At 55.5% G+C, this 12,565-nt stretch carries 10 protein-coding genes; 5 read left to right on the top strand and 5 right to left on the bottom strand.

From position 1 onward, the window contains the following. The first annotated feature begins 228 nt into the window (after positions 1 to 228). From ompR to ECL_RS23790, 3 genes are all read left to right on the top strand, one after another. Positions 229 to 948, top strand: a complete 720-nt coding sequence (gene ompR, locus ECL_RS23800) for an osmolarity response regulator transcription factor OmpR (RefSeq protein ID WP_006177890.1) — start codon at positions 229 to 231, stop codon at positions 946 to 948. Then, positions 945 to 2,291, top strand: coding sequence for a two-component system sensor histidine kinase EnvZ (gene envZ, locus ECL_RS23795; protein WP_029882169.1), 1,347 nt, complete (start codon positions 945 to 947; stop codon positions 2,289 to 2,291). Before ompR ends, envZ begins: the two co-directional genes overlap by 4 nt. A 125-nt stretch (positions 2,292 to 2,416) precedes the next feature. Next, on the top strand, positions 2,417 to 3,508 hold the full coding sequence (locus ECL_RS23790; RefSeq protein ID WP_013099087.1) for an IS4 family transposase: 1,092 nt from the start codon (positions 2,417 to 2,419) through the stop codon (positions 3,506 to 3,508). A gap of 168 nt (positions 3,509 to 3,676) precedes the next feature. Here the strand turns inward: ECL_RS23790 and pckA are convergent, their stop codons facing one another. Continuing rightward, positions 3,677 to 5,296: a phosphoenolpyruvate carboxykinase (ATP) gene (gene pckA / locus ECL_RS23785; RefSeq protein WP_013099086.1), complete on the bottom strand. Its 1,620-nt coding sequence runs from the start codon at positions 5,294 to 5,296 to the stop codon at positions 3,677 to 3,679. Between the two features lie 335 nt (positions 5,297 to 5,631). Between pckA and ECL_RS23780 the strand changes: the two genes are divergently transcribed. Next, on the top strand, positions 5,632 to 7,380 hold the full coding sequence (locus ECL_RS23780) for a DUF4153 domain-containing protein (RefSeq protein WP_013099085.1): 1,749 nt from the start codon (positions 5,632 to 5,634) through the stop codon (positions 7,378 to 7,380). A gap of 34 nt (positions 7,381 to 7,414) precedes the next feature. Here the strand turns inward: ECL_RS23780 and hslO are convergent, their stop codons facing one another. The 4 genes from hslO to ECL_RS23760 all read right to left on the bottom strand — a co-directional run bounded on the left by hslO (position 7,415) and on the right by ECL_RS23760 (position 11,600). Then, entirely contained in the window at positions 7,415 to 8,293 is an 879-nt protein-coding gene (gene hslO / locus ECL_RS23775) for an Hsp33 family molecular chaperone HslO (RefSeq protein ID WP_013099084.1), read from the bottom strand. A 24-nt stretch (positions 8,294 to 8,317) separates the two neighbouring features. After that, entirely contained in the window at positions 8,318 to 8,719 is a 402-nt protein-coding gene (hslR, locus tag ECL_RS23770) for a ribosome-associated heat shock protein Hsp15 (RefSeq protein WP_013099083.1), read from the bottom strand. Further along, the gene (gene yrfG / locus ECL_RS23765; RefSeq protein WP_013099082.1) at positions 8,716 to 9,399 is read right to left on the bottom strand and encodes a GMP/IMP nucleotidase; all 684 of its coding nucleotides are present in this window, start codon (positions 9,397 to 9,399) and stop codon (positions 8,716 to 8,718) included. Before yrfG ends, hslR begins: the two co-directional genes overlap by 4 nt. 62 nt (positions 9,400 to 9,461) lie before the next feature. Beyond that, entirely contained in the window at positions 9,462 to 11,600 is a 2,139-nt protein-coding gene (locus tag ECL_RS23760) for an intracellular growth attenuator family protein (protein WP_013099081.1), read from the bottom strand. 325 nt (positions 11,601 to 11,925) lie between these two features. Between ECL_RS23760 and nudE the strand changes: the two genes are divergently transcribed. Next, on the top strand, positions 11,926 to 12,486 hold the full coding sequence (gene nudE / locus ECL_RS23755) for an ADP compounds hydrolase NudE (RefSeq protein ID WP_013099080.1): 561 nt from the start codon (positions 11,926 to 11,928) through the stop codon (positions 12,484 to 12,486). Positions 12,487 to 12,565: the final 79 nt, after the last annotated feature.

Genomic DNA, 12,565 nt, shown 5'->3' with positions numbered 1-12,565 from the left:
TGACCTTCAGACTCGACTTCATTGCAAACATTGCGCACATTACGTATCACGTAGTCTATCAGACAGCGTTAATAATCATTTATGTGATGAATTGTGCAGATAAGCTGCTGTTAAATATGCTTTGTAACAATTTCGACTAGAATTTATACCAGAATTCGCTGGTCGAACCCGTGCACTTTTTTAGAATACGCTGTTATTAGACTATCCGAACCTTTGGGAGTACACACAATGCAAGAGAACTACAAAATTCTGGTCGTAGATGACGACATGCGCCTGCGTGCGCTGCTGGAACGTTATCTGACCGAGCAGGGCTTCCAGGTTCGTAGCGTCGCGAACGCTGAGCAGATGGACCGCCTGCTGACCCGTGAATCCTTCCATCTTATGGTCCTCGACCTGATGCTGCCGGGCGAAGACGGGCTCTCTATCTGCCGCCGTCTGCGCAGCCAGAGCAACCCCATGCCAATCATTATGGTGACGGCGAAAGGGGAAGAGGTTGACCGTATCGTGGGCCTCGAAATTGGCGCTGACGACTACATTCCTAAACCGTTTAACCCGCGTGAACTGCTGGCGCGTATTCGGGCCGTGCTGCGCCGTCAGGCGAACGAACTGCCAGGCGCACCGTCGCAGGAAGAAGCGGTGATTGCGTTCGGGAAGTTCAAGCTGAACCTCGGTACGCGTGAGATGTTCCGTGAAGACGAGCCAATGCCGCTCACCAGCGGTGAGTTCGCGGTACTGAAAGCGCTGGTCAGCCACCCGCGTGAGCCGCTCTCCCGTGACAAGCTGATGAACCTGGCGCGCGGCCGTGAATACTCGGCAATGGAACGTTCCATCGACGTGCAGATCTCTCGTCTGCGCCGCATGGTGGAAGAAGATCCGGCGCATCCTCGTTATATTCAGACCGTGTGGGGTCTGGGCTACGTGTTCGTCCCGGACGGCGCTAAAGCATGAGGCGAATGCGCTTCTCACCGCGAAGCTCGTTTGCCCGTACCCTGCTTTTGATTGTCACCTTGCTGTTTGTCAGCCTGGTGACAACCTACCTGGTGGTGCTGAACTTTGCGATCCTGCCGAGCCTTCAGCAGTTTAATAAGGTCCTGGCGTACGAAGTGCGTATGCTGATGACCGATAAACTGCAGCTGGAGGACGGCACGCAGTTAGTGGTTCCTCCGGCGTTTCGCCGTGAAATCTACCGTGAACTGGGCATTTCGCTCTATTCGAATGAAGCGGCGGAAGACGCGGGTCTGCGCTGGGCGCAGCACTATGAATTCCTCAGCCAGCAGATGGCGCAGCAGCTGGGTGGCCCGACGGAGGTGCGTGTTGAGGTCAACAAAAGCTCGCCGGTCGTCTGGCTGAAAACCTGGCTGTCGCCCAATATCTGGGTGCGCGTTCCGCTGACCGAAATCCACCAGGGCGACTTCTCGCCGCTGTTCCGCTACACCCTTGCCATCATGCTGCTGGCGATAGGCGGCGCGTGGCTGTTTATCCGTATACAGAACCGACCGCTGGTCGACCTGGAACACGCTGCGCTCCAGGTCGGTAAAGGGATCATTCCGCCGCCGCTGCGTGAATATGGCGCATCGGAGGTGCGTTCGGTGACGCGCGCGTTTAATCATATGGCGGCTGGCGTCAAACAGCTGGCGGATGACCGTACGCTGCTGATGGCGGGCGTCAGCCATGATCTGCGTACGCCACTCACGCGTATCCGACTGGCGACGGAGATGATGGGCGAAGAGGACGGTTATCTCGCCGAGTCCATCAACAAGGATATCGAAGAGTGTAACGCCATCATTGAGCAGTTTATTGACTACCTGCGTACCGGGCAGGAGATGCCGATGGAGATGGCTGACCTGAACGCGGTGCTGGGCGAAGTGGTGGCGGCTGAAAGCGGCTACGAGCGTGAGATTGATACCGACCTTCAGGCCGGTGAAATTCAGGTTCGCATGCACCCGCTCTCCATCAAGCGCGCGGTGGCAAACATGGTGGTGAATGCGGCCCGCTACGGTAATGGCTGGATTAAAGTCAGCAGCGGATCGGAACTCAACCGCGCCTGGTTCCAGGTGGAAGATGACGGTCCGGGTATCAAGCCCGAGCAGCGTAAGCATCTGTTCCAGCCGTTTGTGCGCGGCGACAGCGCGCGCAGCACCAGCGGAACCGGTTTAGGCCTGGCGATTGTGCAGCGTATTGTTGATAACCATAACGGGTTGCTGGAGATTGGTACCAGCGAGCGGGGTGGGTTGAGCATTCGCGCCTGGTTGCCGGTGCCGGTGACGCGGGGGCAAGTGAAAGAGGGGTAATCGGGGTGCGGCCTGATGCCCTCACCCCGGCCCTCTCCCACGGGGCTGAGGGTTCCCCAGAAAAATGAAAAGCACGATGAAGTGTGATCTACTGGTTGCGCTAACAAATCAGAAGAGACCTCATCGTGCCTTTACAGACAGTCTGCCAGAAATTTTTCTCCGCGTCTTTACCGGACGTTCACAGCTTCCGGATTAATGTCCTTGTTTCCATGGCCGTTGCCCTCACGCACGGTGCGGATCTGACCCTGACCAGCCTTGGTCGCACTCTTCCCGGCAGGGCGCACGTCAAAAATAAAATTAAACGTGTTGACCGTGCCCTGGGTAATACCGCCCTTCACCGGGATATTCCCCGTATTCAGCACCTGCTCACACATACCATCACCTCCCTGATGCCCTTCTGTGTGATTGCTGTCGACTGGACAGGCTGGCATGACAGGAACTGGTATCTTCTGCGGGCAAGCCTGGTCTGTAATGGTCGCTCACTGCCGCTTATGAGTGAGGTTGTCCCCGCAGAGCTGGCGCAGAACAGCGATGTACAGTGCCGCTTCCTTGACCGCCTGCATGATGCCATCCCGAAAGATAAAGCCGTCACCATCATTACGGATGCAGGCTTCCGGACAGACTGGTTCCGGCATGTCAGCCAGCTGGGCTGGAGCTTCACCGGCAGGGTCAGGGGCTGCATCAGCTTCCGGCTGGACGGAGATAAAAAATGGATGAAAATCAGTGAGCTTGAGGCTACCGGACAACCGGTCTGCGTGGGTTACGGTGTCCTGTCCCGTAAACCACGAACGCCCTGTTACGGCCGGTTCTATCTGCATAAGCGCCCTGACGCAGGGCGTCAGGGAAAAGGGGGGATGCCGAAAACACAGCGGGAACACCGCAGTAGCGCGCGGGAGCCCTGGCTGCTGTTCAGTAATGCAGAGGGACTGGAGCCGCACCAGATAATGGCCCTGTACAGCCGCCGAATGCAGATAGAACAAAACTTCCGGGACGACAAAAGTCCCCGCTTCGGGTTCGGTCTGAGGCTGAGCCGGAGTCAGGGAAAAGGGCGACTGGAAGTGCTGAATATGGTCGCGGCAATGGCAAGCCTGGTGATGTGGCTGGCAGGTTTACAGGGCAGAAAGGCAGTGTTTACACTGGCACTATCAGGCAAGCAGCATCAGGCACAGACGGGTTCTGTCATACCTGAGTCTGGCAGAAGAAGTCATCCGGCATGAGCCCGGGAAAGTAAGACGCCTGAATATAGTTAACGAGATGAAAAAGCTGGGAAAAGAGTACAGTAATATGGTCATGGTGACATGACCATATTACTGGGGATCCCTCAGCCCACGGGGAGAGGGAGAAACCATTAAAAAAGGCAACTTTCGTTGCCTTTTTGCTTTTACCTACAGCTTCGGTCCCGCACTCACCAGTGCTTCACCCGCCGGGGTATCGGTATACTTCTCGAAGTTCTCAATAAACAGCTTCGCCAGCGTTTCCGCTTTCTCACGCCACTGTTCCGGGGATCCATAGGTGTTACGCGGGTCAAGGATATGCGTATCCACGCCCGGCAGCGCCGTTGGAATAGCCAGATCAAACATCGGCAGGGTGAAGGTTTCAGCGTTATCCAGAGAACCATCCAGAATGGCGTCGATAATGGCGCGGGTATCTTTGATGGAGATACGCTTGCCGGTACCGTTCCAGCCGGTGTTAACCAGGTACGCCTGCGCCCCGGAGGCCTGCATGCGTTTTACCAGCACTTCTGCGTACTGCGTCGGGTGCAGCGACAGGAAGGCCGCGCCGAAGCAGGCGGAGAACGTTGGGGTTGGCTCCGTCACGCCCCGCTCGGTGCCCGCCAGTTTGGCGGTAAAACCGGAGAGGAAATGATACTGCGTCTGGCTGGCGGTCAGGCGGGAAACCGGCGGCAGCACGCCGAACGCATCCGCCGTCAGGAAAATCACCTTCGTCGCATGACCCGCTTTCGACACCGGCTTCACAATGTTGTCGATGTGGTAGATCGGGTAGGAAACGCGGGTGTTTTCGGTTTTGGATGCGTCGTCGAAGTCGATAGAGCCGTCGGCACGTACGGTGACGTTTTCCAGCAGCGCATCGCGGCGGATGGCATGGAAGATATCCGGCTCAGCTTCTTCAGACAGACGAATGGTCTTCGCGTAGCAACCGCCTTCGAAGTTAAACACGCCGTCGTCATCCCAGCCGTGCTCGTCATCCCCAATCAGACGACGTTTTGGATCGGTAGACAGGGTGGTTTTACCGGTGCCGGACAGGCCGAAGAACACCGCCACATCCCCTTTTTCACCGACGTTCGCTGAGCAGTGCATAGAGGCGATACCGCGAAGCGGCAGCAGGTAGTTCATGACCGAGAACATGCCTTTCTTCATCTCGCCGCCGTACCAGGTACCGCCAATCAGCTGGATACGCTCGGTCAGGTTAAAGGCGATAAAGTTCTCGGAGTTCAGGCCCTGCTCTTGCCACTGTGGGTTGGTGCATTTGGCACCGTTCATCACGATGAAATCGGGTTTGAACGTCTGCAGCTCTTCGTCGGTTGGACGAATAAACATGTTTTTCACGAAATGCGCCTGCCAGGCCACTTCGGTGATAAAACGCACGGAAAGACGGGTGTCGGCGTTAGCGCCGCAGAAAGCGTCGACAATGAACAGACGCTTGCCGGAAAGTTGCTGGGTGACGAGCCCTTTCAGATGCTGCCAGGTTTCCGGGGAGAGCGGTTTGTTATCGTTCTTCCCTTTGCCCTTGTCAGCCCACCACAGCGTATCGCGGGTGGTTTCGTCTCGGACGATATACTTATCTTTCGGCGAACGACCGGTAAAGATACCGGTATCGACGGCGATAGCACCAAGGTTAGTCAACACACCTCGCTCGTATCCTTCCAGTGCTGGATTGAGCTCTTCCTGATACAGCGTATCGTAATCGGGGTTGTAGACGACTTCCTGGACGTCGTGAATACCATAAGCCTTGAGATCTTGCGGGGTTAAACCAGTAACACGCATATCACTGCTCCTTAGCCAATATGTACTGCCTGAAATTGTAGGGTTTTTCTGAGGTTGTTAACCGCGACGGGGCTCATAGATTTACGTATCTGGTCAAAACCCTTACTAACGGAAAACGCTGCGACTCCAGTCACAGGGCAGGCGGATTATCGCAGGAATCGCTTTTTTGTTGGGGAAAATGTTCCGAAAAGGTTAATGGCTGGTGATTTTATCGGAAAGAATGTGAATGTAATCGCATACACGTAAGAAAATTACGTAAGGGTTACAGTATGAAAACGATTCATGTCGTCCGCGGATTGATGAAACAATACGCTTTTCTGGAAAAGGGATGAGAGATGGAAAACAGTGAAACGTTATCCTCTTCAACGCGCCTGGCCATCGTGCTGGTGGGCGCTTTACAGGGGCTGATTTGCTACGGGATCAGCGAGTACATCGCGTATGCGAAATTGCCATCCGATACGGTGTGGTCTTTGTGCGTGATGCCTGCAACGGTGGCGATGACCGCCACTGTCGCGCTTTCCGTGACGTCATTCAGAAAACCGTTACTCTGGCTGGCGCTCGCGATCGTTGGCGCTGTTGTCGCCGGTATGGGCGCCTGGCTTAAGTGGAGCGTGTCCGGGCTTGAACACTGGGAAATTAAAGAGGCCGTGCTCGTCTGGGGCTTTCATCTTCTGTTGATGATGCTATTGATGTTGCCATGGCTGCAAAGGCGTCTGTCGCCTGCGACGACGGCCTCGTTCTACAGTGATTTTTACGATAAGCACTGGCACAACGCGCTGACTATACTCACTATTTTTATCTCCAACGGCCTCTTCTGGCTGGTGCTTTTCCTCTGGGCTGAACTCTTCAAACTCATTGGCATTCAGTTTTTTGATCGCCTTTTCTTCCAGTCTGACTGGTTTATTTCAGTGGCGATTGGCGTGGTTTCTGCCAGTGTCGCCGTACTGGCGCGTATGCAGGTGCGCTTGATGCGCGCATTACAAAACCTGCTTACCCTGATCGCCACCGGCCTGTTGCCTCTGATGGCGGCCTTAGCCCTGCTGTTTATTGGCGCATTGCCCGTGATGGGCTTTGAGGCCATTTCAGCACGGATATCCGCGGCGGGCCTGCTGACCGCCTTAGCGCTACTGCTCCTTTTTCTGGTGACGATTGTCTGGCATCCGCAGCGTCAGACGCTACCTTACTATGCGCTTTTCAACGGGATGGTTCGTCTCGCCATCGCTATCGTTCCCGCCTATCCGGTGTTAGCAGGGTGGGCGTTATGGCTGCGCATTTCGCAATATGGCTGGTCGCCGGAGCGACTGTATGGCGTGCTCATTACGCTGGTGGCGCTGGTCTGGGCGGTAGGATTTTGCATAAGCGTTGTCTTCTGTCGCCGCCAGGCACAAAAGCTGCAGGCGTCCGTTATCCCGCTAACGGGGTTAGTTGCGCTTATTCTCCTGATCCTGATTCATACGCCGGTGCTTGATCCGTGGCGTATCAGCGTTGAAAGCCACATGTCCCGTTATCATGACGGGCGCATCAACGCGGATCAGGTCAGCCTGTATATGCTCAGCAACAGCGGGCGTAAGGGACGCGAGGCCATGCAGACGCTGCAATACGATCGGCAGTTTATGGCTGAGCCAAAGCGCCAGCGTGAGCTGTACGGCCTTCTCAGCGGAAACCGGGACGGAGCAGGGAAGATGACAGCCGGGATGCTTGAGAAGCAGTTCACACTCGCACCGGGTACGTCTCGTCCCGACAAGGGGTTATGGCAGGCGATGCTGAATAACCAGTACCGATTTGATTCCTGCAGCCGCGAGCGGAAAACCTGTTTACTGATGTCACTGGATCTGAACGGCGACGGCAAGCCTGAAGCGGTGATTTATCAGTTTAGCGACCGCACGATTGTGGTGTACACGCAAACCGGTACCGGCTGGAAGCTGGCAGGCGATACCTGGAAAATGCCTGATGGTTTATCACGGGAAGAGCTGGAACGCGCAGTGCAGCAGGGGAAGGTGAAACCCGTTGTGAAGCCGTGGGCAGATATTGAGATCTTCGGTGAACGCGTAGAGATAAACTACGATAATGCGCTGGTGCGTTAACAAAACGGCTCCTTGTGGAGCCGTTGCTTTATGATCAGTGAACCTGCGGATCCGCCGGAGAGGCGTTGTTGCGGATCTCAGCGATATCCATCGAGTTGAACACATAGTGCGTACCGCAGTAGTCACAGTGCATATCGATTTCACCGTCTTCAGCCATAATGCTGTCGATCTCTTCATCCGGCAGGGTTTTCAGTGCGCCAGCGCAGCGTTCACGTGAACAGGTGCACTTAAACTCCACGGCTTGTGGATCGTAAACCGTCACCTCTTCTTCATGATACAGACGCCACAGCACATCGGTCGCCGACAGGTTGAACAGCTCTTCCGCCTTGATGGTTTCGGTCAGCGTCGCCAGGTGCTCAAAATCATTGGTCTGCGCATCCTGTGCGGGCAGAACCTGCAGCAGCATACCGCCCGCAGCGGGTTGCCCGTCTACTTCACCGGTACGGATGAACAGGCGAGTTGGCAGCTGTTCTGAACGCATGAAGTAATCTTCCAGGCAAGCGGCCAGGGTATCGCCTTCCAGACCGACCACGCCCTGATAGCGTTCACCTTCTTCCGGGGAGATGGTGATCACCAGGTAGCCATTCCCCACCAGCGTTTTCAGGTCGGCATTTTCAGGAACGTCGCCCTGAACGCGCGCGACGCCGCGCATCTGCTGCTGATTGTTACCGTTGATCACGGCCAGCGACATCGGGCCATCACCCTGCAGCTGCACGGTGATATCACCGGCAAACTTCAGCGTGGCGGTCAGCAGGCTGGTGGCAACCAGCAGTTCGCCCAACAGGGTTTTCACCGGCAGCGGGTAGTTGTGGTTTTCCAGAATCTGTTTCCAGGTTTCGGATACGGTGACCAGCTCGCCACGCACGGCGAATTGTTCAAACAGATAGCGGTGTAATTGGTCGTGTTGGGCCATAATAGTCTCTCGTGCAGGTGAGGGTTACTCGGTCTCACCGTGTTTAAATTTCATCAGATCGCGGCGCTCTTTTTTATCCGGTCGCCGGTCCGGGTGGGGCATGGTCAGCGCATTCATTTTGCGCGCCAGCGCGGTCTTCTCGCGCTTTTCAATGCTCTCAGCCGTCTCTTCATAAAGCTGTACGGCTTCAGATGCGGGCCGTCGTTGTTCGGTAATGGCTTTAATCACCACCGTTCGTTCATCGTTGCCCTGACGTAGCGTTAAGGTGGCATTCAGTTCAACCAGCTTACTCGGCTTGCTACGCTGGCCGTTGTAATGCACCTTTCCGCCGTCAATCATCTCGCGGGCAAGGGCGCGCGTTTTATAAAAACGGGCTGCCCACAGCCATTTATCCAGTCTTACCCCATCTGAGGGTTTTTCTTTCATGGCGTCTCCTTCACGGTCAGTGAGGGGATCATCTGACGATAGTCGCCCAGCCCCGGATGCCGCAGATAGCTTTTGTCCGCCAGGCCGGAGTCAGGATTGGTCACGCCCAGGCAGTAGCGAATGCCAAACGCCGCGGCGGAATCCAGAATGGGCTCGCTGTCATCAATGAACAGCGTGCGTTCCGGCTGTAAACCGGTCTCTTCCTTCACCGCATGCCACAACCGCTGATCCTCTTTCGGATAACCAAATGTGTGGGTGGAAAGTAATAAATCAAGGTGTGACGCAAGACCCGTATGTTCCAGCTTCACGGCCAGATTATGCGGATGGGCGTTGGTCAGCAAAATACGGCGCTTGCCGCTTGCTTTCAGCGCATCCAGGAAGGGCACGGTGTCCTCACGCAGTACGGCGCGCGGGCCCTGGGCGGTGGTCATGGCACAAATATCCAAACCGAGTCGTTCGCTCCAGTAGTCCAGACAGTACCAGTTTAGCGTATGTTGCACCGCGCTATATTGCGAACGAATGAATTCCTGCGCTTCTGCCGGGGAGATACCCTGCTGTTCGCCATAGGTCTCCGGGACCAGCTTTTGCCAGAAGTAATTATCGAAGGCGAGATCGAGCAGCGTGCCGTCCATATCCAGCAGGACGGTATCAACCTCCTGCCAGGCGATATCAAGATGCATAGGGGAACTCCAGCCAGAAGAAACGTGCGCGACAGGGTAGCACAACTTGTCGCGCAGCGATGTTATCCGATCAGGCTCTCAGAGGAGGGGACCAGCTTAGGATTAAGGCAATTTTCGTAGTATTGCTGGATCTCAGCAAGCCGGGTGCGCGAACGCTGGTAACGGCGCAGGGCCATAATGCCGTTCCAGAAAATAGACACCAGCATGGCGATCATCAGCAGTGATGTACCGATATAACGCCATAAACCCGCGCTGTCAGGCATCCGGTGCAGGCCGATATGGCGCGTACCGTTGGCATCGGTAAAGATACTGGTCACAATCCCTTCGGCACTGAATGGCGTTTGCATCAGCATCTGCGCCAGACGCTGGAACTGCCCCCATTGTTCCTGAGCCGGGTAGTCGTACAGGGCAATCTGCGGATAAGGCTGATCGACCAGGTCGCTGCCTTCATCGCTGACAATCACAAAGCCGCCAGGCGCCGGGCTATTCAGCGCCTGGGCCGCACGGGTGGTTTCACGCATCACAAACGGCGCGGTAGAGGTCGCCACCAGGTTATCCAGCGATTCGGCACTCACCGGGCGCAGTAGCACGTTCACGCCGTCCAGACGACCCGCTTCGGCGCGCTTCACCAGCGAGTCCCAGTCTTTGCTGTTACCCAGGTTCACGAGCGCATTTTTAAGGCGAACGCACTCATCCTGTGCGGAACATAAATCCTGTGTTTTCAATACGATTTCGCCAAAGTCATCCAGCAGTACCATTCCGGATTTCTGAATGGCAGAACGCAGGGCAGGGCTGACGCGTGAATCATCATCGGTTTTCGGGTGCAGCTGGCGGTTGAGCGTCTGGGTGAGCGCAGTGGCTTTATTGACGACATCTGATTCCGGCAGCGGCAACGGCGGCGCATCGTTCCAGACGATTTGCGAGCAGTCGAACGGCATGAACGGCGAGTTCTGACGGGTATTCCAGGCCCCTGGGGTGTGGATGTTACACATCCCGGTCCCCTTCAGACGGAGCGTATCACCCACCCGCACGCCAGCGTCATCCAGCTGCTTAACGCTGGTGGCTTCTACGGTTTGTGCCCCTTTGATCCACGACAGGGTGAATTTGATGGGCATATCTAGCGGCACGAACAGCAGCAACAGAGCAAAGACCAGCGCCGCGCCCCCGGCGATAACCGTACTGCGTAGCCAGTGCTGAAGCGGGAAGTTTTTCACTTCATCGTGCAGGGAGAGGAAGCGCCCCTGACGCACAACATGGCGGTCAAGGTAGATATCAATATCGGTTTTATGCCCCAAATCCTGTGCAATCCATGGCTGCCAGTGGCGCGGATAGATAAGGTCAATAATCCCGAGGGAGATATTGTTGATATGTTCCTGATCGTTCTCACCGAACAGGCCCCAGCGCTTAGGGGTGCCGCGCAGGCAGTGAATTTCACGCAAAGAGGTTTTGGCCGGAGGCGCAAACAGCCCCCACAGCCCGGCGGCCAACAGCAGCAGCGCACCGCCCGCGAGCCATGGGACAAACACATCCGGCGTCAGCAGACAGAAGAAAAAGAGCAGGAAGGCGGCCACAATCAGGACCGCCTCGCGAATGCCATCCGGACGACTCAGGGCATGCTCTTCATGAGTCTCCTGACGAATGTTCAGCAGTTCAATTTGCTCGGTCTCTTCACCGCGAATGGAGGCCTGCTTTGAACTCGCGCGTTCCAGCGCAAAGCGCGGTGCTTCATGAATGTATTCATTCAGCGTATGGCCGTTCAGGGAGATGACCAGCGGCAGCGAATCGGTATGGATTAGCTCAACGCTGTTTTCGTCATTAATGTACTGCTCCCAGGAGGGGGGCAGATGCACTTCAACAGAGTCGAGGTAGTAGCGCCATTTATTGGGATCGTCCGTCGTGATGCCATAACGGGTGATGGAGCGCGTCACGCAGAGCACGGTGTCGCTTTGTGCGTTCAGATTGAGGGTGACAGGCGCAGCCGTAGCCCCCGTTGGCCCGGGCGTTAACTGGGAACGGTTGAGGGTTTCGAGATAGTTCTCAACAGCATCGCGCTCTTCTTGCGTGAGTTTACGCGTTGTGGCACCGGCAAAGGCCGTTAAAAAGGGCAGCCTGAAACGACGCTGTACGCGACGCCTGTATACCCACCCTGCAACTAAAGCGCCGGCCAGCATAGCAGCGAGAACGATCAAAATGGTGCTCATGCTTTCCCCATCTTACTTTATCTTCTTACAGGTGTAGTCAGTGCACCTTTAACAATGAATGAGAGTCTGTGGTTGGCTATCGGCAAGCATGGAGTCGAACTTGAGCATTCTGCAGCGCATCCCAGTGACCGATGATGATAGCAAAGCCTGTCATGGCGCGATATCAGCAAATTCCTGGAAACATTTCAACCTCTTGACATTTGTTTTGATTTGAGGATTGATTCCTGTCAGGTTGCACAAATGTAAATAAAGAACAATTGACATTGCCGAAACCGTGCGGCGTATCGCACAATAAAGCCAGTTCACACTTCAAAGACCCGTCAAGATGAGCAAACCACTACAAAAACCCACCATTCTGAGTGTTGAAACTGTCGCGAAATCCCGGCTGTTTAATGTCGAAAGTGTGGACCTGGAGTTCAGCAACGGCGTGCGTCGCGTTTATGAACGTATGCGCCCCTCATCGCGTGAAGCGGTGATGATCATCCCCATTGTTGATGACCATCTGATTTTGATCCGCGAGTATGCAGTGGGCACGGAATCTTATGAACTGGGTTTCTCGAAAGGGCTTATTGATCCGGGTGAAACGGTCTTTGAAGCAGCAAACCGCGAGCTGAAAGAAGAGGTTGGGTTTGGCGCGAAAGAGCTATCGTTCCTGAAAAAGCTGAGCATGGCTCCCTCCTATTTTTCCAGCAAAATGAACATTGTGGTGGCTGAAGATCTCTACCCTGAATCGCTGGAAGGTGACGAGCCGGAGCCGCTGCCCCAGGTTCGCTGGCCACTGGCGCACCTGATGGATTTGCTGAAAGATCCTGACTTCAATGAGGCGCGTAACGTGAGCGCGCTGTTCCTGGTGCGGGAATGGCTGAAGGGGCAGGGGCGGCTGTAGTGGCCTGATGCCCCAACCCTCTCCCACGGGAGAGGGAGCAAACACAAAAACGGCAACCCGAGGTTGCCGTTTTGCTTTG

The organism is Enterobacter cloacae subsp. cloacae ATCC 13047, from assembly GCF_000025565.1.
In the GTDB taxonomy this organism is placed as follows: domain Bacteria; phylum Pseudomonadota; class Gammaproteobacteria; order Enterobacterales; family Enterobacteriaceae; genus Enterobacter; species Enterobacter cloacae.
The sequence above is the reverse complement of the archived record's forward strand: the minus strand, read 5'-3'. Positions and strand labels throughout refer to the sequence as shown.

Bases quoted from the DNA above. Each gene is read 5' to 3' on its own strand.
- ECL_RS23780 (WP_013099085.1), top strand. From the start codon at position 5,632: ATGGAAAACAGTGAAACGTTATCCTCTTCAACGCGCCTGGCCATCGTG.
- hslR (WP_013099083.1), bottom strand. From the start codon at position 8,719: ATGAAAGAAAAACCCTCAGATGGGGTAAGACTGGATAAATGGCTGTGG.
- ompR (WP_006177890.1), top strand. From the start codon at position 229: ATGCAAGAGAACTACAAAATTCTGGTCGTAGATGACGACATGCGCCTG.
- envZ (WP_029882169.1), top strand. From the start codon at position 945: ATGAGGCGAATGCGCTTCTCACCGCGAAGCTCGTTTGCCCGTACCCTG.
- hslO (WP_013099084.1), bottom strand. From the start codon at position 8,293: ATGGCCCAACACGACCAATTACACCGCTATCTGTTTGAACAATTCGCC.
- pckA (WP_013099086.1), bottom strand. From the start codon at position 5,296: ATGCGTGTTACTGGTTTAACCCCGCAAGATCTCAAGGCTTATGGTATT.
- nudE (WP_013099080.1), top strand. From the start codon at position 11,926: ATGAGCAAACCACTACAAAAACCCACCATTCTGAGTGTTGAAACTGTC.
- ECL_RS23760 (WP_013099081.1), bottom strand. From the start codon at position 11,600: ATGAGCACCATTTTGATCGTTCTCGCTGCTATGCTGGCCGGCGCTTTA.
- yrfG (WP_013099082.1), bottom strand. From the start codon at position 9,399: ATGCATCTTGATATCGCCTGGCAGGAGGTTGATACCGTCCTGCTGGAT.